Source organism: Bradyrhizobium sp. SZCCHNS30572 (assembly GCF_032484415.1).
Taxonomy (GTDB): Bacteria; Pseudomonadota; Alphaproteobacteria; order Rhizobiales; family Xanthobacteraceae; genus Bradyrhizobium.
Genome location: NZ_JAUESY010000001.1, coordinates 564,776 through 590,806 on the forward strand (window position 1 = coordinate 564,776; position 26,031 = coordinate 590,806).

General features: G+C 65.3%; 25 protein-coding genes. 11 read left to right on the forward strand and 14 right to left on the reverse strand.

Annotation, left to right across the window (positions count from 1 at the left end; translation table 11 throughout):
- Window positions 1-86 precede the first annotated feature (86 nt).
- A complete protein-coding gene (ctrA, locus tag QX048_RS02505; RefSeq protein WP_012046382.1) occupies window positions 87-788 on the reverse strand; it encodes a response regulator transcription factor CtrA in 702 nt (233 codons plus the stop codon).
- A 423-nt stretch (window positions 789-1,211) separates the two neighbouring features.
- Between ctrA and fliI the strand changes: the two genes are divergently transcribed.
- The 4 genes from fliI to QX048_RS02525 all read left to right on the forward strand — a co-directional run bounded on the left by fliI (window position 1,212) and on the right by QX048_RS02525 (window position 4,808).
- The gene (fliI, locus tag QX048_RS02510; protein ID WP_315714035.1) at window positions 1,212-2,534 is read left to right on the forward strand and encodes a flagellar protein export ATPase FliI; all 1,323 of its coding nucleotides are present in this window, start codon (window positions 1,212-1,214) and stop codon (window positions 2,532-2,534) included.
- 109 nt (window positions 2,535-2,643) lie between these two features.
- On the forward strand, window positions 2,644-3,063 hold the full coding sequence (fliJ, locus tag QX048_RS02515; RefSeq protein ID WP_315714036.1) for a flagellar export protein FliJ: 420 nt from the start codon (window positions 2,644-2,646) through the stop codon (window positions 3,061-3,063).
- 153 nt (window positions 3,064-3,216) lie between these two features.
- Window positions 3,217-3,765: a sigma-70 family RNA polymerase sigma factor gene (locus QX048_RS02520; RefSeq protein WP_315714037.1), complete on the forward strand. Its 549-nt coding sequence runs from the start codon at window positions 3,217-3,219 to the stop codon at window positions 3,763-3,765.
- A gap of 50 nt (window positions 3,766-3,815) precedes the next feature.
- On the forward strand, window positions 3,816-4,808 hold the full coding sequence (locus tag QX048_RS02525) for an anti-sigma factor domain-containing protein (protein ID WP_316169358.1): 993 nt from the start codon (window positions 3,816-3,818) through the stop codon (window positions 4,806-4,808).
- A gap of 131 nt (window positions 4,809-4,939) precedes the next feature.
- On the opposite strand, the gene QX048_RS02530 is transcribed toward QX048_RS02525, so the two are convergent.
- Complete coding sequence (locus QX048_RS02530) at window positions 4,940-5,140, reverse strand: hypothetical protein (RefSeq protein WP_315714039.1); 201 nt, start codon at window positions 5,138-5,140, stop codon at window positions 4,940-4,942.
- 371 nt (window positions 5,141-5,511) lie between these two features.
- Entirely contained in the window at window positions 5,512-7,638 is a 2,127-nt protein-coding gene (gene flhA, locus QX048_RS02535) for a flagellar biosynthesis protein FlhA (protein ID WP_315714040.1), read from the reverse strand.
- A gap of 975 nt (window positions 7,639-8,613) precedes the next feature.
- Here flhA and QX048_RS02540 point away from each other — a divergent pair.
- Entirely contained in the window at window positions 8,614-9,129 is a 516-nt protein-coding gene (locus QX048_RS02540) for a cytochrome family protein (RefSeq protein WP_315752692.1), read from the forward strand.
- Between the two features lie 202 nt (window positions 9,130-9,331).
- Here QX048_RS02540 and QX048_RS02545 read toward each other — a convergent pair whose 3' ends face one another.
- Window positions 9,332-10,342, reverse strand: a complete 1,011-nt coding sequence (locus tag QX048_RS02545) for an NAD(P)-dependent alcohol dehydrogenase (protein WP_316169356.1) — start codon at window positions 10,340-10,342, stop codon at window positions 9,332-9,334.
- 85 nt (window positions 10,343-10,427) lie between these two features.
- Between QX048_RS02545 and QX048_RS02550 the strand changes: the two genes are divergently transcribed.
- Both QX048_RS02550 and maiA read left to right on the forward strand, forming a co-directional pair.
- On the forward strand, window positions 10,428-10,775 hold the full coding sequence (locus QX048_RS02550; protein WP_315714045.1) for a MerR family transcriptional regulator: 348 nt from the start codon (window positions 10,428-10,430) through the stop codon (window positions 10,773-10,775).
- A gap of 81 nt (window positions 10,776-10,856) precedes the next feature.
- Window positions 10,857-11,528, forward strand: coding sequence for a maleylacetoacetate isomerase (gene maiA / locus QX048_RS02555; RefSeq protein WP_316191578.1), 672 nt, complete (start codon window positions 10,857-10,859; stop codon window positions 11,526-11,528).
- 21 nt (window positions 11,529-11,549) lie between these two features.
- Here maiA and QX048_RS02560 read toward each other — a convergent pair whose 3' ends face one another.
- The 3 genes from QX048_RS02560 to QX048_RS02570 form a co-directional block, all read right to left on the reverse strand.
- The gene (locus tag QX048_RS02560; RefSeq protein ID WP_315752696.1) at window positions 11,550-12,719 is read right to left on the reverse strand and encodes a TAXI family TRAP transporter solute-binding subunit; all 1,170 of its coding nucleotides are present in this window, start codon (window positions 12,717-12,719) and stop codon (window positions 11,550-11,552) included.
- Window positions 12,720-13,070: 351 nt separating this feature from the next.
- A complete protein-coding gene (locus QX048_RS02565) occupies window positions 13,071-15,302 on the reverse strand; it encodes a tetratricopeptide repeat protein (protein WP_316191577.1) in 2,232 nt (743 codons plus the stop codon).
- A gap of 896 nt (window positions 15,303-16,198) precedes the next feature.
- Window positions 16,199-16,786, reverse strand: coding sequence for a hypothetical protein (locus QX048_RS02570; protein ID WP_316191576.1), 588 nt, complete (start codon window positions 16,784-16,786; stop codon window positions 16,199-16,201).
- Between the two features lie 868 nt (window positions 16,787-17,654).
- Here QX048_RS02570 and QX048_RS02575 point away from each other — a divergent pair.
- The 3 genes from QX048_RS02575 to QX048_RS02585 are packed head-to-tail and all read left to right on the forward strand — an operon-like array spanning window position 17,655 to window position 19,614.
- Window positions 17,655-18,197 (forward strand): helix-turn-helix domain-containing protein, encoded by a 543-nt coding sequence (locus tag QX048_RS02575; RefSeq protein ID WP_316191575.1) that lies wholly within the window; start codon window positions 17,655-17,657, stop codon window positions 18,195-18,197.
- Window positions 18,198-18,212: 15 nt separating this feature from the next.
- Entirely contained in the window at window positions 18,213-18,440 is a 228-nt protein-coding gene (locus QX048_RS02580; protein WP_316177517.1) for a hypothetical protein, read from the forward strand.
- 43 nt (window positions 18,441-18,483) lie between these two features.
- Window positions 18,484-19,614 (forward strand): ATP-binding protein, encoded by a 1,131-nt coding sequence (locus tag QX048_RS02585; protein ID WP_316177519.1) that lies wholly within the window; start codon window positions 18,484-18,486, stop codon window positions 19,612-19,614.
- A gap of 66 nt (window positions 19,615-19,680) precedes the next feature.
- On the opposite strand, the gene QX048_RS02590 is transcribed toward QX048_RS02585, so the two are convergent.
- From QX048_RS02590 to QX048_RS02600, 3 genes are all read right to left on the reverse strand, one after another.
- A complete protein-coding gene (locus QX048_RS02590) occupies window positions 19,681-19,812 on the reverse strand; it encodes a hypothetical protein (RefSeq protein WP_316191574.1) in 132 nt (43 codons plus the stop codon).
- Between the two features lie 388 nt (window positions 19,813-20,200).
- Complete coding sequence (locus QX048_RS02595) at window positions 20,201-20,413, reverse strand: 4-oxalocrotonate tautomerase family protein (protein ID WP_316177521.1); 213 nt, start codon at window positions 20,411-20,413, stop codon at window positions 20,201-20,203.
- Between the two features lie 55 nt (window positions 20,414-20,468).
- On the reverse strand, window positions 20,469-21,209 hold the full coding sequence (locus QX048_RS02600; RefSeq protein ID WP_316191573.1) for an SDR family oxidoreductase: 741 nt from the start codon (window positions 21,207-21,209) through the stop codon (window positions 20,469-20,471).
- A gap of 103 nt (window positions 21,210-21,312) precedes the next feature.
- Here QX048_RS02600 and QX048_RS02605 point away from each other — a divergent pair, with 103 nt between their 5' ends.
- On the forward strand, window positions 21,313-22,206 hold the full coding sequence (locus QX048_RS02605) for a LysR family transcriptional regulator (protein ID WP_316191572.1): 894 nt from the start codon (window positions 21,313-21,315) through the stop codon (window positions 22,204-22,206).
- Window positions 22,207-22,364: 158 nt separating this feature from the next.
- Here QX048_RS02605 and QX048_RS02610 read toward each other — a convergent pair whose 3' ends face one another.
- The 4 genes from QX048_RS02610 to QX048_RS02625 form a co-directional block, all read right to left on the reverse strand.
- Complete coding sequence (locus tag QX048_RS02610) at window positions 22,365-22,661, reverse strand: copper-binding protein (RefSeq protein ID WP_316200322.1); 297 nt, start codon at window positions 22,659-22,661, stop codon at window positions 22,365-22,367.
- A gap of 95 nt (window positions 22,662-22,756) precedes the next feature.
- Window positions 22,757-23,218, reverse strand: a complete 462-nt coding sequence (locus QX048_RS02615; protein ID WP_316191570.1) for a cupredoxin family protein — start codon at window positions 23,216-23,218, stop codon at window positions 22,757-22,759.
- Between the two features lie 47 nt (window positions 23,219-23,265).
- Window positions 23,266-24,600 (reverse strand): copper oxidase, encoded by a 1,335-nt coding sequence (locus tag QX048_RS02620; protein WP_316191569.1) that lies wholly within the window; start codon window positions 24,598-24,600, stop codon window positions 23,266-23,268.
- Window positions 24,601-24,613: 13 nt separating this feature from the next.
- Window positions 24,614-26,026 (reverse strand): TolC family protein, encoded by a 1,413-nt coding sequence (locus QX048_RS02625; RefSeq protein WP_316191568.1) that lies wholly within the window; start codon window positions 26,024-26,026, stop codon window positions 24,614-24,616.
- Between the last annotated feature and the right edge of the window lie 5 nt (window positions 26,027-26,031).

Here is a 26,031-nt window from a genome sequence, read left to right on the forward strand (position 1 = left end):
CCCACAAACAAAAACCCCGCCATTCGCGGCGGGGCCCAGTCTGGGAGGAGCAAGCCGTGAGGCTCGCCGGTGGACCCAGTGAAAGCTCAGGCGGGGATGCGCTCGTCCATGTCGTGCGGCTCGCGCAGCACGTAGCCGCGGCCCCAGACGGTCTCGATGAAGTTGCGGCCTTCGGAGGCGTTGGCGAGCTTCTTGCGCAGCTTGCAGATGAAGACGTCGATGATCTTCAGCTCGGGCTCGTCCATGCCGCCGTAGAGATGGTTGAGGAACATCTCCTTGGTCAGGGTGGTGCCTTTGCGCAGCGAGAGCAGCTCCAGCATCTGGTATTCCTTGCCGGTCAGATGCACGCGCTGGCCGCCGACTTCGACCGTCTTGGTGTCGAGGTTGACGACGAGGTCGCCGGTCTGGATGACCGACTGGGCGTGGCCCTTGGAACGGCGGACGATCGCGTGGATGCGGGCGATCAGCTCGTCCTTGTGGAACGGCTTGGTCATGTAGTCGTCGGCGCCGAAGCCGAGACCCTTGACCTTGTCCTCGATGCCGGCGAGGCCGGACAGGATGAGGATCGGCGTCTTGATCTTCGAGACACGCAGCTGCTTCAGCACGTCGTAACCGGACATGTCGGGCAGATTGAGGTCGAGAAGGATGATGTCGTAGTCGTACAACTTGCCGAGGTCGACGCCTTCTTCGCCCAGGTCAGTCGTGTAGACATTGAAGCTTTCGGACTTCAACATCAGTTCGATCGACTGCGCGACGGCGCTGTCATCCTCAATCAGCAAAACGCGCATGCCAGTTCCCCATAGTCGCCGCTCCGGGCGTCAGGTCGGCCGCCATCTGCGGCACTCAAAACGCCTTTGAACAACTGATTCGGATCCTGACGAGAGATGGTTAACAAATCCTGATTCCCCTCCGCAAGCTCTATCCGTGCAATTTTTATCGAATCGCCGTAAGGTGTTGCGATGAAGCAGTTTTTCTTAGCCGCTCTCGTTCAAGCTCCATGTTAAGAGATGGACCTAACCGACTCTCGGATCTCACCGCTTTTTGAGGGCGGCAAAGCGAAGCACGTCAGTCACTCCAGACCATGACGTAATGATTAATGATGCGAGTAAACACAGAGTTAAGCCGACGACGCGAATCTGCCCCTACTTAAGGTTTTCGCAATGAAGGCTCTGGCCCAATGACAGCTCTCTCGCGATGAAGGCGCTTTGGCAATGAAGGCTCTGGCCGAGCAGATCAGCGACATCGACGCCGTGAACACCTATGGGCGTGTCGTCGGCGTGAAGGGACTCATGGTGGAGATCGCCGGGCCGATTCATGCGATGTCGGTCGGCGCGCGCATCGTGATCGAGACCGGCAACAATTACATCCCTGCCGAAGTGATCGGTTTCTCCGGCAAGAATGCCGTGGTGATGCCGTTCGCCGGGCTGGAGGGCGTGCGCCGCGGCTGCCGCGCCGTGATCGCCAATGCCGCCAATCAGGTGCGGCCGTCGCCGGCCTGGCTCGGCCGAGTCATCAATGCGATGGGCGAGCCGATCGACGGCAAGGGGCCGCTGCCGCAGGGCGCCTCGCCGGTTCCTTATCGGAACAATCCGCCGCCGGCGCATTCGCGCCGGCGCGTCGGCTCGCCGCTCGATCTCGGCGTCCGTGCATTGAACACCTTTCTCACCTGTTGCCGCGGCCAGCGACTCGGCATCTTCGCCGGTTCCGGCGTCGGCAAATCGGTGCTGCTGTCGATGCTGGCGCGCAACGTCGACGCGGCGGTGTCGGTGATCGGGCTGATCGGCGAGCGCGGCCGTGAGGTGCAGGAGTTCCTGCAGGACGATCTCGGCGAGGAGGGTCTCGCGCGCTCGGTCGTCGTGGTCGCGACGTCCGACGAGCCGGCGCTGATGCGAAGGCAGGCGGCGTATCTGACGCTCGCGATCTCGGAATATTTTCGCGACGAGGGCAAGGATGTCCTTTGTCTGATGGACTCGGTCACGCGCTTTGCGATGGCGCAGCGCGAGATCGGGCTGTCGGCCGGCGAACCGCCGACCGCGAAGGGCTACACGCCGACGGTGTTCACCGAGCTGCCGAAACTGCTCGAGCGGGCGGGGCCGGGCAGCGGCGAGGGCACCATCACCGGGATCTTCACGGTGCTGGTCGATGGCGACGATCACAACGAGCCGGTGGCGGATGCGGTGCGCGGCATTCTCGACGGCCACGTGGTGATGCAGCGTTCGATCGCCGAACGCGGCCGCTATCCGGCGATCAACGTCCTGAAATCGGTGTCGCGCACGATGCCGAAATCGGCCGACCCCGTATTCTTGCCGACGATCATGCGCGCGCGCCAGGTGATGGCGACCTATGCCGACATGGAGGAACTGATCCGGCTCGGTGCCTATCGCGCCGGTTCCAGTCCGGAGGTCGACGAGGCGATCCGGCTGCACGAGCCGCTGGAGGCGTTCCTGCGCCAGCGCAAGGACGAGGTCTCGACGCTGCAGAACGGGTATCGGGAGCTGGAACAGATCCTGGGGCGCTTGGAAACGGAAAGCTAACTTTGTCGGGTAATCATCCCCTCCATGTAATGAGCCTAGTCGGCGAGCCCAGCAAGGGCGGCCGGCCCTGTCCCGCGCCGTACACGGGACTTCTGGGGAGTATGAGTCGATGAAGTCGCGCGAAACGCTGATCCGTCTGAAGAAATTTCAGGTGGATGAGAAACGCCGCCGGGTGACGCAGATCGAGGGCATGATCGCTGACTTCCAGCGCATGTCGGCCGAGCTCGAGCGGGAGATCCAGACCGAGCAGGAGCGGGCCGGCATCAACGACCCGACCCATTTTGCCTATCCGACCTACGCCAAGGCCGCGATCCAGCGCCGGGAAAACCTGACGCGCTCGGCCGACGAGCTGCGCACCCAGCTCGAGGACGCCAAGGCCGCGTTGTCCGAGGCGTTCGAGGAAATGAAAAAGGTCGAGCTGCTCGACGAGCGTGACCAGGCCCGCGAGAAGGCCGAGGAGAGCGCCCGCGAGCAGGCCGACATGGACTCTATCGGCCTGATGCGCGCCCGGCTCGGCGTCATCGCCTGAGCCTGTCGCCGTCACGGCTGTCGCTTTCGAAAACCCGGGCCGCGAGGTCCGGGTTTTTCGTCGCGCCCGCCCCGGTGGAGAGTTGCCCAGGACTTGTGCTACGGGAGGACGTAGGCTCGAACGAGGGAGTGGGGCGATTTTCGGGGACGCTGAATGCTGACGCCGGCAGAGCTGGTCTGGTTGCTTGCCGCTGTTGCCAAAGGGGACGAGGCTGCCTTCGAGCGCCTCTACGCGGCGACGCGCGCGAAACTCTATGGCGTCGTGCTCCGTATCTTGCACCGACAGGACCTCGCCGAGGAGGTCGTCCAGGAGACCTATGTGAAGGTCTGGAACAACGCCGCACAGTTCAACCCAGCGGTGTCTTCCCCGATCACCTGGATGGCCGCCATCGCCCGCAACCGCGCCATCGACCTGGTGCGAAAGCGCGGTGAGCTGTCTTTGGAGGATGAGCCCTCCGCGCTGGAGGTTGCGGCCGAGACGCCGGATCCGCTGGCGCGCCGCGAGATGTCGGAGGAGCTCAAGCGTCTTTTGGAATGCGTCGGCCAGCTCGAGCCCGACCGCCAGAAGCTCGTGCTGCTTGCCTACTACAACGGCTGGAGCCGCGAGCAATTGGCGACCAAGTTCGAGGCGCCGGTGAACACGGTGAAGACCTGGCTGAGGCGGAGCATGATGGACATCCGCCAATGCCTCGGTCTCGGATGAGGTGCTGTTGGACCGGCGAGAGACCTTGTAGGACGTGACCTGGACCTGTGATGGCGTATAGCGAAGACCATATCGCGCTGGCGGCGGAATACGCGCTCGGGACGCTCGACGCCGCCGAACGGGCGCAGGTCGAGACCATGATGGCGGTCGACAAGGATTTTGTCGCGCTGGTCCAGGCGTGGGAATTTCGCCTCGGTCCGCTCAATCAGATGGTCGGGCTGGTCGAGCCGCGTCCCGAACTGTGGGAGCGCATCAAGGCCGAGATTGCGCGGTTGCGCGCGAACGCGGAGAGCGCGCCGGCTGGACAGGTGACGATCGTCGAGGCTCAGGTCGTTGCCGCTCAGCCCGAGCCCGCACCTCCCGAGGTCCCACCTGTCGAAGCGGAAGCTGCGCCGATCCATGCGTCTCCCGTCAGCGAACCAGAGCCTGAGGTCGCGGCGCCGGTCATCACGCCGACACGCAGCACGTTCGCGGCTGGCGAGATCGCGAACGACGACACCAATGTCGTTCAGCTCTCGTCCAAGGTCCGGCAGTTGCGCGCGGTTGCCAACGTCATGACCGCGCTCGCGGCCGTGCTGCTCGCGCTGGTCGGCGTCCAGGTTTACCGCCCCGACCTCCTGCCGCGGCCATTGCAGCCGAAGCCGCGGATCCAGACTGTTGAGGTCAAGGTGCCGGTCGCGCAGCCCTCCGCCCAGTTCGTTGCCCTCCTGCAGAAGGACGCGGCGTCGCCGGCCTTCATCCTGACCGTCGATGCCGCCAGCAAGAGCTACACCGTGCGCCGGGTCGGCGCCGCGCCGGAGCCGGGCAAGAGCTTCGAGTTGTGGCTCGTGTCCGACAAGCTGCAGAAGCCGCGCTCGCTCGGCGTGATCGGCGGCAGCGACTTTACCAGCCGTCCCGTTCTCTCGTCCTACGACGCCGACACCGTCAACCGCGCAACCTACGCGGTCACGGTCGAGCCGGAGGGCGGGTCGCCGACCGGGCAGGCGACCGGGCCGATCGTTTTTACCGGCAAGCTGATCGAGACGGTGCCGTCGGCGCGGTGATTCAACGCCCAAAAGAGAAAACGCCCGTGGGGAGCGGGCGTTTTCAGTAGTCGACTTGGGGTTGGGTCTACTACATATCCACGCGGCCAGTTGGGGGGCTGTGAGAACCGCGTGAATTCCGGGAATTCCTGTCAGCGAACTACCGACATCTCCGAGCTCGTCACCACGACCGGCTTGCCGGCCTTGAGGACCTTTGCCGTCTGCGCGTAGTTCGGCTCTGCATTCAGTCGGGCGGAGATGCCGAGGCCGGCCACTGCGATGCCAGCCACGAGCGCAACCACCACGATCTTGAGGTGGGTCGTACGATCCGCGCTGTAAATCGAGTGGTTCATGGAAGCCTCCTGCCGTCTTCCGTCCTTCGCTGATTCGTGTGAGCCGGGGGCTTTCCGGTTCATCGTCTCGCGTGAACTAACGTAGGAAACCTCAATTCTGTTTCGTAGGCCACATCACAAGTGTGTGATAAGGCGTGATGTCTCGCGATCGAAAGTCGATGAAATTCAAATTAATGCAGATGTATCAATAGTTTGATTAGTTGTTCGGTATGCGGATGAAATTTCAGCCACCTAACGCAAAATTAAGAATTCGTTTGCCTGTGGCGGTAAAGCAAGGGGTGGTCCGCCGGTAAAAACGGCAAAAGCCGACGCCTCGCGCCGGCCCCGCCGATCAAACGCGCCCGGAATTCTGCGGTTCCGCAACGTCAGCGTCACACGCTCCCCACCGTCTTCAGCCGCGCCCGCGGATGGATCTCGGCCTGCGACAGCACCGTGGTCTGGGCCCGGAAGCGCTCGACCAGCGAGCGGACGAACGGCCGGATCGCCGCCGACGTCACCAGCACCGGCGATTCGCCTTCGCGTGCGGCGCGCTCGAAGGCATCGCGCGTCGCGGTCATGAACTCCGACAGCTTCGACGGCTGCATCGCGAGGCTGCGCTCCTCGCCCTGGCCGATCAGCGATTCCGCAAACGCCTGCTCCCACCTGGCCGACAGCGCGATCAGCGGCAGATAGCCCATCGGCGAGGTGTTCTGGGCGCAGATCTGGCGGGCGAGACGGGCGCGCACGTGCTCGACGATCGTTGCCGGGTTGCGCGAGAACGCGAGCGCGTCGGCGATGCCTTCGAGGATGGTCGAGAGGTCGCGGATCGAGATGCGCTCCGACAACAGCAGTTGCAGCACGCGCTGGATGCCGGAAATCGTGATCTGCGTCGGCACGATGTCCTTGACCAGCTCGCTCTGCTCCTTCGGCAGCTCCTTCAGGAGCTTCTGCACCTCGCCGTAGGACAGCAGGTCGCTCATGTTGGCCTTGAGCAGCTCGGTCAGGTGCGTCGACAGCACGGTCGCCGCGTCGACGACCGTGTAGCCCTTGAGCGTCGCCTCTTCCTTCAGGCCGGCGTCGACCCAGGTGGCGGGCAGGCCGAAGGTCGGCTCCGTCGTGTGGATGCCGGGCACCGCGACCTGGTTGCCGCCGGGGTCCATGACCATGAACTGGCTCGGCCAGATCTTGCCGGAGCCGGCGTCGACCTCCTTGATCTTGATGATGTAGGTGTTGGCCTCGAGCTGGACGTTGTCGAGGATGCGCACCGACGGCATCACGAAACCCATCTCGATCGCGAGCGACCGGCGCAGCGCCTTGATCTGGTCGGTCAGACGGTCGGTGCCGTCGGGTGCGTTCACGAGCGGCAGCAGCGCATAGCCGAGCTCGATCTTGAGGTCGTCGATCTTGAGCGCGGCCGAGATCGGCTCCTCGGCGGCCGCGGCGGTGGCAGCCGCCGCCGGCGCTGCAGCCGCGGCGACCTCCTCGGCCTTCGCGACCTCCTTCTGCTTGCGCGCCTTGAGGGCGAGCGCGGCGGCGCCGCCGCCGAGCGCCAGGAACGGAAGGGTCGGGATGCCCGGCAGCAGCGCCAGCACCAGCATCACGGCGGCCGACATGCCGAGCGCCTGCGGATAGCCCGAGAACTGCTTGATCAGCGCCTTGTCGGCGGCACCGCTGACGCCGGCCTTGGAGACCAGGAGGCCCGCGGCGGTCGAGACGATCAGCGCCGGCACCTGGGTGACGAGGCCGTCGCCGACGGTCAGCGTGGTGTAGGTGCGGGCGGCCTCGGCAAAGCCGAGACCCTGCTGGGCGACGCCGATGATGATGCCGCCGATGATGTTGATGAAGACGACGAGCAGGCCGGCGACCGCGTCGCCGCGGACGAATTTCGAGGCACCGTCCATGGCGCCGAAGAAGCCGCTTTCGTCCTCCAGCTCCTTGCGCCTGATCTTGGCGACCTTCTCGTCGATCAGGCCGGCGGAGAGGTCGGCGTCGATCGCCATCTGCTTGCCGGGCATGGAGTCCAGATGGAAGCGCGCCGCGACCTCGGCGATGCGGCCCGAACCCTTGGTGATGACGACGAAGTTCACCGTCACCAGGATCGCGAACACGATGATGCCGATGACGAAATTGCCGCTCATCACGAAGTTGCCGAACGCCTCGATGACGTGGCCGGCCGCATCGGTGCCCTCGTGGCCACGCGACAGGATCAGGCGGGTCGAGGCCAGGTTCAGCGACAGCCGGAGCATCGTCGAGATCAGCAGGATGGTCGGAAAGGACGAGAATTCCAGCGGCGCCTGGATGAACAAGGCGGTCATCAGGATCAGGATCGAAAGGGTGATCGAGATCGCCAGGAACAGATCGAGCACCAGCGAGGGCAGCGGCAGGATCAGCACCACCAGGATGGTGAGGATGCCGAGCGCCAGCGCGATGTCGCCGCGCAGGACTGCTGTCTTGAGGTCAGCGAATGAGAACCCGCCGGCCGGAGATCCGACCCCCTGACCCGCCGTGACGTCGACCATGGCTTTCGCCCCTTCCCGCGGGCCGCGTGTGCCGGCCCCAAACGACTGCGCGACGGCCGCAGGGCCGCCGTTCCGAAACTGAGGTACCGCGCCGGCGTCCACGGAAGGTCTCCTCCGTCAACTGCACCCAACCACGACACGCACATTCCACCCGGCAATTTTTGCCCGGTGGTTGGTTAGCGTTCGGTTAATGGCGGTTAACAAAGGGTTGCGGGGGCAGGAGAGCGGGCGCACTTGGCGAGCCAGGCGCTGGTCTGCATCGGTCGGTCTCCTGCATCGGCTTGGTTGGCGTGCGCCCACGGTCTCGCGGCGCCGCGCGCCCGAGTTGTGCGTCAGGTCCGCCCTCGATCGGATGGAGGGCGCAGGGAAGGCCGGGCGCTGGCCGCGCCCGTGGCCCGCCTGCAGCAAAAAAAGCAGGCGGCAGTCACCACAGGTCTGGCCGAAACACCCGGCCTTCCCTGCGCGACGGTTGGAACGGCTTATACGTGGTCTCCCTGGTGCGCCGGGCTTGTTGGCCACCATCACAGGCGCAATGCGTGAGCACCGCCACCCGCTTGATACCAGCGTCGGGGTATCAGGACCGCACGATTTCGCCGTGCGCAACGAACCGTTCGTCCGCGCGGCACGAAGCCACGCTGCGATTCCCTGCGCCCATCGCATCCCACCTCCCACGTCTCGTGACGGTCGCGACACGCCCCTCCGGCGGAAGCAGGATGGGAGATCATATACACGATTTCGGAAAAAATGAAACAAGAATATTTCGTCAAATCAAAATTCAGGTTTTCTGCTGACCCGGGGCTCGGCGCTTGCGCGTCGTCCGGCTGCGCGCGTGGCGCCGAGCAATGTGTCGATATCGTGCGTGTCGCGCGGCGCGCGGCATCAAGTTTTTCTGATCGCTGCGATCAGCGTTTGCGATTGGCGGCGAGGGATGCTGCTCTTTAGAAGGCTTCTAAATTGAATGCAGGAGAACCGAAAATGCGTCGACAGAAGCTCCCCCATGGTCTGCGGCTGACAGCGACGGCTGCTGGCCTGGCCGGGCTTGCATCGCTCATCGCGGTCGCCGCGCCCAGGGCGGAGACGCCGACACCGACCCCGGCGCCAGCCTACCTGCCGACCGTCAGCGACCTGATGATCGCGACCATCCAGCCGCGCCATCTCAGGCTCTGGATCGCCGGCCATAGCGGCAACTGGGCGTTCAGCGCCTATGAGCTCGGCAATCTCAAGGGCGCGTTCAACCGCGTCAGCCGGGCGCAGCCACTGGTCGAGGGCAATTCGTTTGCCGACATGACGACGGCCGTGACGCAGCAGCCGTTCGACGAACTGGCGCAGGCCATCAAGCAGAAGGACATCGGCCGCTTCGAGCGCTCCTATGCCGACCTCACCGCCGCCTGCAATTCCTGCCACCAGGCGCTCAATCGCGCCGCCGTGGTCATCAAGGTGCCGCAGACCGCCAGCGTTGCCGACCAGGACTTCACGGCCGGTGCGGAGTGACAGCAGGGGGACGGTGAGGCACGATCGGTCACGCGCCGTCCGGCGCTGCTGCCGGCCGGGGCCACGCGTGCGGATCAGCGAGGCGTGATCGACCCCTCGGTTTGTTGCGTGGGTTGATTCCAACCCGGAGAGATTGTGCCAACTCCGGGGGGGGATGCGCTTTCCGGCGTCGCAGATCGGCGAAGTGCTCACATCCTCTCGCCTATAGCTTCACAACGATCTTGCCGAAGTGCGAGCCGGACCGGAGACGGGCGAACGCTTCGGGAGCGTCGTCAAAGTCGTAGACCCGATCGACGATCGGGTGGATCGCGTGTTCGGCCAGGAATCGATTCATGGCCGTGAAATGTTCGACCGAACCCACGGTGACGCCGATGATGTCGGCATTCTCCCACTGCAGGCGGGCGAGGTCGGGCTTGGGGCCGAACCCCGTCAAGACACCGATCTGGACGATCTTGCCACCCGAAGCGACCGACCGCAGCGATCGGTCGTAGGTGCCGGGGCCGCCGAGCTCGAGGACATGCGTGGCGCCTTCGCCGTCCGTCGCTTTCATCACGGCCACATCCCAATCGGGCGTGTCGCGGTAGTTGATCAGGATCGAGGCGCCGAGCGCCTGGGCGCGGGCGAGCTTCTCATCCGAGGACGAGATGACGATCGCGCGCGCGCCCAGCGCGGCCGCGAACTGAAGGCCGAACAGCGCGACGCCGCCGGTTCCCTGGACCAGCAGCGTGTCGGCCTTGCCCATTCCGCCACGGGTGATGAGGCCGTGCCAGGCCGTCACGCCGGCACAAGGCAGGGTCGCGGCTTCGATCGACGTGAGGTGCGCCGGCACGGGGACCAGCGCCGTCGCCGGCAGCACCACGTACTCCGCCAGCATGCCATCCATCGTGCTGCCGCCGAGGGCTGACGGAACATAGCTCGCCTTGAACGGCCCGGAAATCCAATCGCGAAAGAACGATGCGGCCACACGGTCGCCCGGGCGCCATTGAACGACATCGGAGCCTACGGCATCAACGATGCCTGCGCCGTCGGAGAGCGGGACGCGGCGGTCGAAACCGCCTTCACCCGCTCGGTCGAGGATCAGGAGGTCGCGGTAGTTGAGACTTGCCGCCTCGACCCGAATGCGGACCTCGCCAGGGGCGGGTTCAGGTTTGATGACGTCGGTGCGCACCAGGCGACCCGCGCCCGCATGGCCATTCAAATGATAGGCTTTCATCGTTGCTCCCGTCACAAGGGGACTCCACTTGGATGAGCACGATCTGTAAGGTCTGACAGCGCTGTCAGGGTCAAGAGGTTTTCAGGTGAAGATCGGCGAACTTTCCCGGAGGACGGGAGTCAGCATCCGGATGCTGCGTTACTACGAGGACGAAGGCTTGCTTGCGCCGCACCGAACCTCGTCCGGTTACCGCGACTACGGGCCGGCGGACGAGGAAGCCGTGCGCCGGATCAAACTGCTCGGCTCCGCCGGCATGACGCTCGAGACGATCAAGCAGTTGCTCCCCTGCGTGCGCAACAACCGTCCAGATTTCAGGCCTTGCGACAATTTGCGAAGAATACTGGCGCAGCAGGTCGGCCTCATCGATCAACGCATCGAGGCACTCAGCCAGAGCCGGACGATTCTCGCAGGCTTCATCTCGAGCGTGAACTGATCGCCGGATATCGAATGTCGACCGTGGGCGACGGATCGATCGAAGACGTCGACATTCACTCGCCCGCCCAGGGGGACCCGCATGAAGCTCTATTCGTTCTGGCAGTCGCTGGCGAGCTTTCGCGTGCGCATCGCGCTCAACCTCAAGGGCATCGCCTATCAGCAGGTCGCGGTCGATGTCGACCGGCAGCAGCATCGCGACGAGGCCTATGCCGCGCTCAACCCGCAGATGGCGCTGCCAGCGCTGGTGCTCGACGACGGCACCGTGCTGACGCAGTCGCTGGCGATCCTCGAATATCTCGACGAAGCCTGTCCGGGCGCGGCGCTGCTGCCTGCCGATGCCAAGGGGCGCGCGCGGGTGAGGGCGCTGGCGGCGATGATCGCCTGCGATGCGCATCCGCTGACGACGCCGCGGGTGCAGCGCTATCTCACCGAGGTGCTGCACGTGGACGACGCGGCGCGCGCGGCCTGGCTCAGGCACTGGGCGTCGGAGATGCTGGTCGCGATCGAGGCCCAGCTTGCAGGCCATGTCGCGACCGGCCGGTTCTGCCATGGCGATGCGCCGACGATGGCCGACATCTGCCTCGCCGGCCACGCCGTCTTCGCGCGCAATAAAGGCCTCGACCTCGCCGCGACGCCGACGGTGCAGCGCGTCGTCGAGGCCGCGATGGCGCTGCCGGCGTTCGCGTCCGCCCATCCGCTGGCGCAACCCGACTCGCCGGCGGCGCTGCGCCGCAAGCCGGCGGTGTCGTAGTCGACGCCACGACCATCGGCGCTATCGCGCCGGCTGGCCGCCGTCGCGCTTCATCCAGTCGCGGAACTGCTCGAACAGGACCCTGGTCTCGTCCTCGCTCATCCGCCGGCCGCCGGTCGGCGCCCGCGTGCTCATCCACTCGTCGAACTGCTGCTTGACGGCGGCGCCGTCGGCCTGCGGCGGGCGCGTGCTGGCCAGCAGCTCCTCCGCGGCGCGGAAGCGGGTCCAGCCGGGCAGCGAGGAGGCGAGGTTGATCTCGTTCCATTTCGGATGGAACGGCGGCTGCTTGAACTGGTCGAACCGCTTGAACAGATAGTCGACGAAGCGCGCGACGCGGCGGTAGCGCTCGGTCTCCGGCGGCCAGTTGTAGACCGCCAGCACCTGCGGCACGCCGATGGTCTCGACGCTCTCGCCGGGCTTGAGCAGATTGGGGTAGTCCTGCGAGGTCAGCTTGGTCGGCACGTAGTAGTCCTGCAGGCTGCGCGCAAACGGAATCGGCAGGAAGTGGAAGCCCGGCTCGGGCTTGAACTTGGCGAACAGGTCGGTCGGCTTGCCCGTGACGTGGACGACGCCGGCGATCTCGCCACTGCGCATCTTCTCCAGCGCCACCGAATTGTTGATGAACACCTTTTCCGCGCCGATCTTGAGCCGGTCGAACACGATGCCGCCGGTGAGGTTGGCGGCGCTGCCCACGGTGTTAAAGGAGACCTTCTTGCCGGCGAGATCCTCCAGCGTCCTGATCTCCGGGCGGACGTAGACATGCATCTCGTTGATGTAGAACGAGCAGATGTAGCGGATCCGGTTCTTGATGTTGGCGAGCGTGCCGTTGCGGACGAACTCGTCGAGCACGTCCGCCGAGGTGATGGTGACGTCGACGCCGCGCAGATACAGCAGGTCCTCGATGTTGCCGAGCGCGCCGTAGGTCACCATCGGCAGCACGCGCAGATTCGGGCGGTCGTCGAGCACCTTGGCCATCTCGGCGGCAAACCGGATGTTGGTGCCTTCGAGCAGGCCGCCGGCGACGCCGACCGTCCATTCGTTGGACTCCTGCAGCTTGCCGCCTTCGCCGGCCGCAGCGGCCGTTGCCGCCGCCGGCCTTCCGGTCCGCGCGGTCTGTGCCATGGCCGGGAGCAACGGTGCCGCCAAACTCAATCCCGCCGCAACGACGCAACTCAACAACGCGACCCGCATGCCCCAAATTCCTCCGTTGCCGGCCACACGGCGATCGCGAGGCACGGTCGATTTTCGCGCATTATCTCCTTGGTTGATGAATCAGGTCTACTACTCGCCGGTTGGGCGCAAACGGGGCTGCTGCGAGGCGCATCCTCGCCACCAAAAAGCCATGGGCTTGATTGCGCCTTGGTCTGGACGGAGAAACGCCGTGGTATCAGTCCGAGAGCCGCGCGCGAGATCGCACGCGGCCAAAATGGCACAGCGGAAATCGATGCAGCTTGCGGTTGCGGGGGGCGGTCGAAGCCGGACGTTCGTGCGATCGGGCGTCGAGGGCTGCTGCCAGATCGAGGCCTTGGCACGCCGGCGCGATCAGGCGCCGGCCTTGCCTCCCTTGGCGCAATAGTCCCGCCAGAACTGCCGATAGCCGGCTTCGACGCAGCGCGTGTAGTTGGCGACGTCGCCGGCCGGCGAGCGCGCGACCAGGCCGGGTAGTTCGGGCCGCAGCTTCGCCAGCAGCTCGGGCTGCGCGGCAAAGCTCTTGGCGATCCGGATGTAGCCGTCATCATCGCCGGCGACCCAGTCGGCGAGGCCGGCCGCGGTCAGGATGCCGCCGGCGGCGCGCGAGGCCGCGCCAGCGCCGAGCTTGGCGACGACCGGCACGCCCATGTAGAGCGATTCGAACGTCGAGATGCCGCCGTTCTGCGGGAACGGGTCGAGCGAGATGTCGATGCGCTCGTAGGACTTGAGATGCTCGACGCGCTCGCTGGCGCCGAGGCAGAGGATGCGCGCCTCGGGCACGCCGTGTGCGACGAAGCGGGCGAGCAGCCCGTCGCGCACCGCGGGATCGTTCAGCGCGAGATGCTTGACGACGAGCTTCGCGTCGGGGATATCGGCGAGCAGCCGTGCCCACAGCGCGATCGCCGCGTCGGAGATCTTGTCGATGCGGTTGTAGACGCCGAAGGTGACGTAGCCGTTCGTCAGCATCGGCAGCGGCGACGGCGGAACGTCGAGCACCGGATCGATCGTGATCACCGACGGCAGGTCGTGGACGTGCTCGGCGAACAGCGGCCGGACGCTCTCGGGCACCGTGACCGGATCGGCGAAGAAGTAGTCCATCGTGGCAAGGCCCGTGCCGGTGCCGCTGCCCCAGGCCGTAACCTGGATCGGCGCCGGCTTGCGCGCGAACACCGGCATGCGCGTGCCCGTGGTGTAGCCGGAGAGATCGACCAGGATGTCGACGCCGTCGGCCTGGATGCGGTCGGCGAGCTCGTCGTCGGACAGGCTCGAGGCCTCGACCCAGACGTCGGCGATCGATTGGAACGTCGCGGTGTAGGAATCGTGCCGCGGCGAGGTCGAGTAGCAGTTGACCTGGACCTGCGTCTTGTCGTGGCCGCGCAGCACGGGCAGGAAGGCGAAGGCCGCCGAATGCATGCGGAAGTCGGCCGAGACGTAGCCGACGACGATGCGCCGGTCGGGATCGAGCGAACGCGGCGCAAGTTTGCGGCGCGGGAATTTGGAGCCGACCGCCATCCACCAATATTGCCGCGCCGCCTGCTGGACCGCGAAGTCGGCGCCGGGCAGGAAGTCGAGATAGAAGATCTTCTTGGTGATCGCCTCGTCATAGTCCGGCTGCACCGCGAGCGCCTGGTCGAACTGGGCGATGGCGCCTGCGACGTCGCCGAGCCGGCCGCGACAGGCGCCGAGCAAAGTGAGCGCGACCTGCGCCTTCGGATTGGTGTCGAGCACGCGCTTGCAGGCGGCCATCGCCTGCGCGACATTGCCGTTGAGGATGCAGATCTGCGCCTTGCCCTGCCATCCGAGTTGCAGATTGGGATCGAGCGTCACGGCGGCGTCGAAATCGGCTTCGGCTTCCGCCGTGCGTCCGGAGATCATGTAGAGCCGGCCGCGATGCGCCCGCAGCTCGGCGTGGGCCGGGCGTGCCGCCAGCGCCGCATTGAAGGTCGCTTCCGCCAGCTCGAAATGGTGCAGCTCGAGATGGGCGAGGCCCTTGTTGACCGTGGCCTCGAAATGGTTCGGGCTGAAGGCCAGCGCGCGCTCGGCGCTGGCGGCAGCGGCGTCCCAGCGCCGCAGCATCAGCTCGGCGACGCTGCGATTGCACCAGGCATCGACGTCGTCCGGCTTGAGCTCGAGGGCGCGGGTCGCGGCCGCGAGCGAGGCCTCGCCCTGTCCGAGCCGCAGCAGCGCGATTGCGAGGTTGCGCAAGGTGATCGGCGCATTCGGGCGCAGCGCCAGCGATCGCTCCAGCGCGGCGCGCGCCTCCTCGTAGCGCTCGCAATTGATCAGCGCCCAGCCGAGATTGGACTGCGCGTCGGCGGAATTCGGCTCCATCGCGACGGCCTGCGCCAGGAAGGCGGTGGCCTCGGCGAAGCGTGCCGATGACACCAGCGACACGCCGAGCAGATGCATGGCATCGAAGCAGCCGGGGACCTCCTGCAGCAGCTTCGCGCACAGCGCCTGCGTCTCGGCCTGGCGTCCGGCCTGGAAGGCCTTGTACGCCGTCGTCAGCTGCGTCTCGACGAGCTTCTTCTGCTTCTTTTCCTGCCGCGCCTTCTGGAAGGCGCGCGAACCGACGGTGCTCAAGGACTTGGGTCTCCGGACAGACAGGACGGCATGGCGTCGGACGCCGCAGCGAAGCGCTGCGGCCGGCAACCGGGCCGCCGCCATGCCCGGCGGCAGCAAAGCCCAGGATGTCCTGTGGTCGTCCGGTCGCCGGCCACGCGCAGCGCGACGCGGCAAAGCTTGCCCGCGCCATGGTTAGCAAATGGTTAACGCCGGCGGCCAGAGCGCCGCGGGGGTCTTGTCGGGACGGGGTTGCCGAGCGCGCGTCTGCATTGGTCGCCTTTCTGTTTCAACGGACGCAGACTCGCCTTCCCGCGGCGCATGGCGCCCGGGCTGTGCAGCACGTTCGCCCTCGAATTTGGGGAGGGCGCAGGGAAGGCCGGGCGCTGGCCGCGCCCGTGGCCCGCCTGCGAAAAGAATGCAGGCGGCAGGTACCACAGGTCTGGCCGAACACGCCCGGCCCTCCCTGCGCAACGGTTGGAACGGCTTATACGTGGTCTCCCTGGTGCACCGGGCTTGTTGGCCACCATGCGCGACGACGCGCTTGCGCACGCCGCCGCGGGACACCAGCGTCGGGGTGTCAGGACCGCACGATTTCGCCGTGCGCAACGAACCGTTCGTCGGCGCGACACGAAGCCACGCTGCGATTCCTTGCGCCCATCGCATCCCACCTCCCACGTCTCGTGACGGTCGCGACACGCCCCTCCGGCGGAAGCAGGACGGGGAGAGATATACATGATTTCGGGAAAAATGAAATAGAAATCTTTGGGCAGAGTTCTCGCAGTTCCATTGTCGTCGTCCGGGCGAGCGTCGTGCTACACAGGGGATTACCAGATGGGGCTCCGCCGGTTGGTCGACCAAGTCGAATTCCGGATCACGACGTCGGGCGAGCGGATTTCAGGCTGGCGAGCCGTCGCTCAATTCGCGTCGTTATGTTCACTCGGATGAACGCTGAAGGAATGGCCCTTCGGGGTGATCTGCCATTCGAGGAAGTAGCAGAAGTTCGTGAAACGCCGCCGCCCAAAACAATCTTCGTAGTTGATCTTTCCGACGGTGTAGAGCCGCATCCCGCTTTCAGGGGTCTTGATGCGGATCATCTCGGAGGATGACAGGATTGTATCAGCGTGGCTGTCATGGTCGATAGACCTATGAGGTCCAACCATCATCACGCTCGGATTTCTGCCCTTTGGCATAAAGAGTTGGGCAAAGTCAAAATCCCTCGGGAGGGGATGGGGCAGAGGCTTAGTGACCGCCTCAACGTGTAACTTGTAAGCAGGTGTTTGGCCTGCGTTGGTGGTAGTGAAGCTGTGAACAAAGCGATCGGCTTCGTCGTCCTGAACAAGAATGTTTTTGCCCAATGTGTGGATGTAGGCGCGCAGTTGGCGCCGGCCGTTTCGAACCGTGTAAAAGATAGTGGCGATCAGTGCGCAAAATTGGAGGAATGCGACGAGGCTTGCTACTGCCGCAATCTTGTCGCTCAGACTCCAGCCTGAGAATAACGCCATCGCTCCTTGCCTTCCTCGCAAACGTGAGTTGCATGGATTTGTACCATAGCAGCAGGGGCGGCTTGGCACTGACCTCGTCGAGTTGTTCGATGATCCACAAGCATCGCACCCGAGCCGGTTTCGCGTGTCACCCCAACAGCCCGTCGAAGTTGCTCGGCGGCTTCTGCTCGGCTATGCCGCTCAGCGTCAGCCGCGCGATTGGCGACAGGCTTAAGGCACTTCCGCACTTCAGCACGTTGTTCGAGGCTTGCGCAGAGATACGGGGCTCCGGGTGCACGCGCAGGCCATTGGTTATCCTGATCGTAAGGCCGGGCTTTCCTTCGGCCGCATTAGAACGACTTCAGGCTTCCTGCTGACCTGCAGAGGATTGGCCGGGTCGCCACCCTCCAACTTGTCCGGCACCTTGCCCCAGCGGCGTTCTACGAGGAACTGCGCCCACACCTTGTCGCCCTGGAGCGCCTGCAGCAGGCCGACAATGAAGACGGCGTCGATGGCCTTCTTCTCCTCGCCGCACTGGGCACGTCTGGCGTCAGCCGGCTATCGGCTGGGGAAGCTTGGTGTCGTCGGGCTTCGAGGTTGGGACTGCAAGGGGGACGGCCGTTAGGGTTGCCCGACTGACCAAGCTCAAATGGCTGACCGACCGGCTTCCCGTCCGGACGTTTCGTCGCTGCTTTCCCCCGTTCACCCCCTGATTGTAACCCGGTTAGCGGTATCAAAGAACCGCACTGAGCCTGCGCTCGATATCAGGAGAAGACAGAAGTATGCCGAGCTCGCAAAAATCCGCCAATTTTGTCATTTTACTGAAAAGAACACATGCCGTCCTATCGTTTTTTGACTACAAATCAGCCCACGATCACGACGAGGCCCCATGACCATCACCGAAACCGGCGAGCCGAGGCGGCCGAGCCGCGTCAGGGCGAAATGGGATTACGTAACCGATCCCGGCTTCCTGACCCTGCCGTATGTGCTGCTGCTGCATCAGGCAGACCTCAAAATCTCCAGCGAGCACCTCAACGTGCTCCTCAACATCATCGCGCACTGGCATTCGAACGGCCGGATGCCACGACCCCGTACCAGCACGATCGCGAGGCGCATGGGCATAAGCGAGCGGACCGTGCAGCGTGCGTTGTCCTGGCTCATCGAGAACAAGTTTATTGCCAAGGCACCTCGCCGCAGCCGCGACGATCTGCAGGAATACGATATGGCGCCGCTGGTAGAGAAGCTGAAGCCCTACGCGTGGGCACGCATCCAATACATCCAGGAAAAGGACTTCGAGCGCGTGCTGGACGACACAATCGAGGTTATGGCCAGAGACCGCAGACCGACTGCCCAGGAAATGTTCGGCGACGTGGCACGAAGGTTATCTGAAAACCGAATCTTGCCGGCCAAGCGAACCGAGGACGAACTATAGGAGTCAGCGTGCCCCATGAGTGACGAGCTGCCCGTACCGAAGAAGCCGGCTAAGCCGCCGCCGGTCGAGTGTGACCTCAGCCAGGTCATGTCGCACGGCCCTGCCTTGTCGCAGGCGCTTGGCCCCGGACGGGCGACGCTGGTGCTCCTGTTTGGTATCGCCAGAGCGCGGCGCGGGCCGATCGGCATCGTCGCTATCGTGGGAATCGCGGTTACTTTCATATATAATGTGTATTTGAGGTGACGGCGGCGGGCCGACCTTTACACCCTTCCGTTGTGGTGCTGTCATGCTTGCCTTGCCAGCGGATTTCACTGAGCTGGTTCAGTTCGATGCGGATACCGGCGCGGTAACAAGCCGCGAGGGCAAGCGGCTTGAGTTCAAGGAAGGCTTCATCTCCGCTGACCTGTCGGACTACACCAAGGTGCTGGCCTCTTTCGCGAACGCCTTGGGCGGCGTGATCATCTTCGGCGTGAGCAACAAGCCACGCAACATCATCGGCGCGCAGGACATGACCGATGAGGCCAATTGGGCTAACCGGCTACGGGATGATTTCGATCCGGAGCTCCCCTTCACCATCCGCGAATACACGGTTGGCAAGGCTACCCTGTATGCGGTTGGCGTAAATCCCTGCCTCCACAAGCCGGTTATCTGCAAGCGCACTCGGTCGAAGGTGGCCGAAGACAAGAAAGCGGGCAAGAAGGACGTTGGCGTCATCCAGGAAGGCGCCATCTACTACCGCTATGCTGGCCAGACCCGCACCATCGGCTTTGCCGAACTGCACAACATGCTGGTCGAGCGCGAGACCCAATACCTGCGCAAGATGATGGAGACCCTGCAGGTCATCCAGAAGGTTGGGCTGGAAAACGCCGGCATCGTTGACATGTCGGCTCCGCATTCGCGCATCTTCATGTCGAAGGAGACTGCCAAGGGCCTCGCCTTCATCGACAAGGGCCAGATCGTACAGGAAGCGGGTGCGCCGGCTTACGTGGTCATGGGTAACGTTGACCTCCAGCAGGTCGTTCATGCCCCCCTTGAGGATGAAGACAAGAACATCCCGACCGAAGCGGCAAGGATGCTGTCGGCGGTGGTGAGGGATGTGTACGGCATTCCTCGGATTCACCCGCCCCAGGTGACGCTGCTGCTCCGCCACCTGAAGATCGACGGCGACAACGTCCACTGTGTCGTGGAGAAGAAAATGGGCCGCAAATACATCACTCGTGCTGGCCTGAAAGCGGTTGAGGATTTCATTCGTAAGAACCCCGGTGAGGCCATTCAGGTATTTGGCTCTCGCGCGAGCAAGAACGCCTACCTGCTCGGCAAGCTGAAGAGCATGCCGGCTCAAGACATATACATCCCGGACGAAGCCGTTGTGCTTGTGACGGAGCCCGCGGCCGAACCGACCGAAGCGTCCAAGTAACAGAAAAGCGCCGCAAGGTCGCACGGTCTTATCCCTGGCGTCTGGTAGACAGGCGAACCTCTTCAATCAGCGCAGCCAGTGCTCTAGCGGCATCGTGTGGCCAACGTGCCAGGCGATGAAGGCGGGGATCGCGTCGATATAGGTCTTGAATGCCGGGAAGTCGTGAACCGCGAGATCGAGGACGAGATAGGCCTTCATGGCGCGCTCCGTGTGAGGAGGCTGACCATACGATCGAGATCGAAGCGCCAACATGTCCGGTTGTCGGATCACCGCGCGATCCATCCGCACGTCATTCCGGGCATTCGCGGGCGAACCTGGCGCCCGTGAATGAGCCCGGCATCCATAACCACAGGCCGTCATTGTGAGAGAAGATCGTGGCTGACGGTCGTGGTCGTGGATTCCGGGGCTCGCGCTAGCGCGAGCCCGGAATGACGGTGAGAGAGATGGGCCGGCTCGCGTAGGGCGGATCAGCGCATCGCGATCCGCCGCGGGCCTGGCGATCCATGGGATGGCGGATGACGCTGATGTTCATCCGCCCTGTCAGGGAATCGCGGGCAATGCGAGGAGCGCGGCCGCGGCCCGCGGCTCACGTCGCCGCGCGATAGGCTTGCGGGATCACGAATACCTCGTCGGCGCGGCCATAGCCGCCGTCGGGCACCTCTTCGATCAGTACCATCGCGTGCGGACGCGCGGCTTCGCTGAAGTAATCGACGAACATCGCGGTCACGCGATGCACGATCTCCTCCTTCTGCGCGCTGGTCAGCGCGGCCTGCGGCACCTTGATGTTGGCGAACGGCATGGGGACTCCTTCGGTATTGGGCCGGCATCAGCCGGCGGGTGAAAACGGCGCGATGTCAGATGACGCCGCCATTGACGCGCACGACCTGGCCGTTGACCCAGCCGGCCTGCGGGCTCGCCAGGAACGCCACCACGTCGGCAATCTCGCGCGGCTGTCCAAAGCGGCCGAACGGGTTCGCGGCCGCCATCGCGCGCAGTTGCGCGTCGGTCTTGCCGTTCAGGAACATCTCGGTCTCGGTCGGCCCCGGTGCCACCGCGTTGACCGTGATGCCGCGTGGCGCCAGCTCCTTGGCGAGCACATGGGTCATGGCTTCCACCGCGGTCTTGGTCGCGGCATAGGCGCCGTAGCGCGGCTGATAGAGGCCGACCACGCTGGAGGAGAAATTGACGATGCGGCCGCCGTCGCGGAGTCGCCGCGCCGCCTCGCGCAGGGTTCGGAACACGCCTGCGACATTCACCTCGAACTGGCGCGCGACATCTGCGTCGCTCAGCTCCGCGAACGCACCGAGCGCCATGGTGCCGGCATTGTTGACCAGGATGTCGACGCCGCCAAAGGCCTGCTCGGCGGCGTCAAACAGCGCCGCCGCGCTGGCGGGATCGGCAATGTCGGCCTGCACGGCGCGCGCGCGGCCGCCGGTCGCTTCGATCCGCTGCACCATGTGCGCCGCGGCCTGCTCGGCCCGGGCATAGTTGATGACGACCGCGACGCCGTCAGCGGCGAGGCGTTCGGCGATGGCCGCGCCGATCCCGCGCGAGCCGCCGGTGATGATCGCGACCTGGGATGAAGAGTTGGGCATGGTCAGTCTCCCTCGTTTCAATGCGAGAGGGCATAGCTGATCGCCTGGTCCGTATAATCGGCCTTGTCTTGACATCAGATGTCGGCCTGGGCGAACAATCGCTATGGATCGCCTGGATGCCATGCGTCTGTTCATTCGCGTCGTCGAGCGCCGCAGCTTCACCGCCGCGGCCGCCGATCTAGGCCTGCCGCGCTCGACGGCGAGCGAGGTGCTGAAGGAGCTCGAAGCGCGGCTCGGCATCCGGCTGATCGAGCGCACCACGCGCCACGTCACCCCGACATTGGACGGCGAGGAGTACTACCGGCGCTGCGTCGGCATCCTCGCCGACATCGAGGAGGCCGAGACTGCCCTGCGCGACTCGCGCCCGCGTGGCCTGCTGCGCATCGACGCGCACCCGCTGCTGACGCGGACGTTCCTGCTGCCGCATCTGCCCGCGTTTCTCGCCGCGCATCCGCGGCTCGATCTGCGCATCGGCCAGGGCGACCGCCTGGTCGATCTCGTGCGTGAGGGTGTCGATTGTGTGATCCGCTCCGGCGAGCCGGAGGCGAGCGGCATGATCCAGCGCCGGCTCGGCACGATCGAGGAGATCACCGTTGCCAGCCCGGCCTATCTGCGCGAGCACGGAACGCCGGCTGGACCTGATGATCTCGACGGCCACCGCATGGTCGGCTTCATCTCGTCGCGCACCGGCGAGGTGCTGCCGCTCGAATTCACCTGCGGCGGAACGCTGCGCCATCTGGTTCTGCCGAGCCGGGTCATGGTCAACAATTCGGACACGATGATGGACCTCGCCCGGCTCGGCCTCGGCCTGGTGCAGGCGCCGCGCTATCGCTTCGCGCCGGATCTGGCGGATGGCAGCCTGGTCGAGATCCTCGCCGACACGCCGCCATCACCGACGCCGCTGCACGCGCTGTATCCGCAGAACCGGCAGATGACGCTGCGGCTGCGCGTGTTCCTCGACTGGATCACGGGGATATTCGCCGGGGCGAGGCTGTAGAGCATGATCGGGAAAAGCGGAAACCGGTTTTCCCCCGCGACAAACGCCGAAAGCGTTTGCGCGGAGATCATGCTCAAACAAGGAGATGAGATCATGCTGCGATTCCGTGGAATCGCAGCGTGATCTAGCGGTTGGGCAAAGCAGCCGGGTGCCCGTTGCTACTTGCCCTTCTCGATCTTGGTCACCGTGTAGCCGGAGGCGTCCTCGACCGCCTCGAACTTCACCTTGTCGCCGGCCTTGAGGCCTTTCAGCAGCGCAGCGTCCTTGACGCGGTAGACCATGGTCATGGCCTCGTCCATGCCAAGACTCTTGGCCGGGCCGTGGTGGAGGGTGATCTTGGCGTTGGCCTCATCGACCTTCTTGACGTCGCCGCTGATCGCCTCGGCGGCGAGGGCAGGGGTCGCGAGAGCGAGAACCAACGCGGCGGCGGTCGTGAGCCGAGAGAACGTCTTCATGATGTGTTTCCTTCTACTGGTGAACTCATGGCGAGGCGTAGGGCGAATGACGCGGCGATGATCCGCCCTACGCGTTGTCAAGACGGCTTCATCCGTCACTTCACGGCAACGTGGCCGGTCATGCCGAACTCGCGATGATCTGGGATCAGGCAGGAATATTCGAACGTGCCGGGCTTGGTGAACCGCCACAGCAGCTCGGCGGTCTTGTTCGGCGCGAGCCGGGCGCCGTTGGGCTCGTCGTGCTCCATATGCGGGTGCTTCTTCATGACCGCGGCGTGCTTCAGGTTCTCGGCCTTGGTGGCGAGCAGGAACTCGTGATCCTCCTTGCCGGTGTTGCGCAGCACGAAGCGGATCTGCTCGCCGCGCTTCACCTCGATGCGCGCCGGCGTGAACTCCATCTCGCTCAGCAGCACCTCGATGGTGCGTGACGGCTGCTTGGGATCACCCGGCTCACCGGCGGAATAGCCGCGCGATCCGTGCTGCTCATGGCCACGGGCCGGTGCGACGATCAGAGCGGCCGCCGCCGCCATTGCGCTGATCGCGAATGCAGTCTTCATGGATATCTCCTGATGGTGGTCGTCGGTTGATGCGGTGTTTGGTGAATTCAGCGCTGGGTGCGGACCTGCGTCGGTGCGCCGTCGCTTCGCCGCACCGGCTCCGGCGCGCTTGCGACCTCGTAGGCCACGGTGCCCTTGGGGAACTGATACGGGCCGGGATCGCGGTAGTCGTCGCGGGCGAGGCCCTCGCGCACCTTCACGGTCGTGAACATGCCGCCCATCTCGATCGGCCCGAACTGGCCGCTGCCGGTCATCATCGGCAGCGTGTTGTCGGGGGCCGGCATCTCCATGTTGCCCATCGCCATGCCGGTGTTGCCCATCACCATGCCGTCGGGCGCGAGCTTGCCGACGGCGGCGGCCAGCTCCTTGCGCGGCACGCCGATCAGGTTGCGCATGTCGTGGCCCATCGCATTCATCGTGTGATGCGACTTGTGGCAATGGAACGCCCAGTCGCCGGGGTTGTCGGCGGTGAAGTCGAGCACGCGCACCGCGCCGACCGGCACGTCGGTCGTGGTCTCCGGGAATTGCGCCGTTTCGGGAAGCCAGCCGCCGTCGGTGCCGATCACCTTGAACTTGTGGCCGTGGAGGTGGATCGGATGGTTGGTCATGGTGAGATTGCCGATGCGGATGCGGACGCGATCGCCGAGCCGCACCGGCAAGGAATCGATGCCGGGAAACACCCGCGCATTCCAGGTCCACATGTTGAAGTCGGTCATCTCGTTGACCTTCGGCAGATAGCTGCCGGGCTCGATGCGGTAGGTCGACATCACGAATACGAAGTCGCGGTCGACCGGCGGCGGCAGGTTGTCGCGCGGATGCACGACGATCATGCCCATCATGCCCATCGCCATCTGCACCATCTCGTCGGCGTGCGGGTGATACATGAAGGTGCCGGCATGCTTCATCTCGAACTCGTAGACGAAGGTCTTGCCGGGCTTGATGTGCGGCTGCGTCAGTCCGCCGACGCCGTCCATGCCGCAGGGCAGGATCACGCCGTGCCAGTGCACGGTGGTGTATTCCGGCAATTTGTTGGTGACGAAGATCCTGAGCTTGTCGCCCTCGACCGCCTCGATGGTCGGGCCCGGCGATTGGCCGTTGTAGCCCCACAGATGCGTGGTCATGCCGGGCGCGAACTCGCGCGTGACCGGCTCGGCGACGAGATGGAATTCCTTCCAGTCGCCGTTCATGCGGAACGGCAGCGACCAGCCGTTGAGCGTGACCACCGGCTGATAGTCGGGGCCGGCGCTGGGATGCAGCGGCGGCTGCATCACGGCCTTGTCCATGGTCGGCGCCTCCGGAATGGAAGCAGCCTGGACGCGGCCGGAGACGGCGGAGGCGCCGGCCAGCGCCGCGGAGCCGAGCAGGGTTCGGCGGGACAACATGTTGGCTCTCCTCTCAGTCGTTGCTTGGCGCGAGCGCGCTCGCGGTCTGCTGTGCGCTGTCTTCGCCGCTCGCGACTCCGCCATTGACGGCGGCCGACAGCTCGGCCTCGGCGAGGAAGAAGTCTCTGACGGCGTCGATCGCGGCGCGGCGCGAGGCCAGGCGCTGCCGCGCCTCGAGCAGCAGCGCGAAGATGTCGACCTGCATGCTGGAATAGCGCAGCTGCATCTCCTCGCTGATGATCCGGCGCAGCGGCAGCACCTCGCGGGCGTAATGGCCGGCGATGTCGAAGGCCGCGCGGTAGCTGCGATAGGCGTCGCGCGCCTCGGAGCGGACGGTGACGGCGCGCTCGGTCAGGCGGTTGAAGGCGATGTTGTAGGTCTCGGCCGCCTGCCGCACGCGGACCTCGCCGCCGTCGAAGATCGGGATCTGGAACTGCACGTCGTAGCCGCGTTCGCGGATGATGCGGCCGTCGGGCTCGACGGTCTTGCGGTCGAGACCGGCGAGATCGAGCAACGTGACGAAGCGCGTCGCCTCGCTGAGCTGCAGCGCGGTGGCGAGCGCCGTGAGCTCGAGGCGGGCGACCTGCAGATCGATGCGATGGCCGACGGCATCGGCCTCGACGAAGGGCTGGCTCAGCGGGCGGCGCGGCAGCGCCGGCAACCGATCGGGCAGGCGGAAATTCAGATCGTCGCCCCACAGGCCCATCAGACGGATCAGCCGCTCGCGGGCGCTTCCTGCGGCACGGCGGGCGGTGGCGAGCTCGGCCGTGGTCTCGGCATAGAACACCTGCTCGCGCGCCTGATCGAGCCGGTTGAGCGCGCCGGTCTCGCCGAGCTTCGAGGCGAGCTTCGCGGTCGCCTCCGCGGCCGATTGCGCCTCGACGAGAAGGCCGACCAGCTCGTTGGCGGCGACGGCGCGCACATGCGCGCGGCGGACCTCGGCGGCGAGCCGCAGTGTCGCCAGCGCGGCCTTCAATTGTGCCTGGCGAAACCGCTCGCGCGCGATCTCCGAGCGCAGCGGCAAGGTGGCGAGCGCCAGGATGTCGCCGGCGACCTGACGCTCGGCCTCCAGCGCGCCGTCGCCGCTGATGCGCATGAGGGAGAAGGTCGGGTTGGGCGGCAGGCTGGCCTCCACCATGTCCGCCTCGCTGAGCGCGAGGGCGTTGTAGGCGGCCTGCAGGCCCTTGTTGTTGAACAGCGCGACCTGCACGGCGGCATCGGCCGACAAGGGCCGGGCGAGCAGCCGGCGCGTCGCGGCGCGGACGCGCTCAGCATCGTCATCGCCTCTCACCGAGGCGACCTCCTTGCCGGTGATGTGGCCGGCGATGTCCGCGACGGCGCTCATGCCGCCGTCCGGCGAGAACGAGGCACAGCCTGCGAGCGCAAGTGCTGCGGCGAGGGCCGCGAGCCTGATGGTCCCCTGCATGTGGC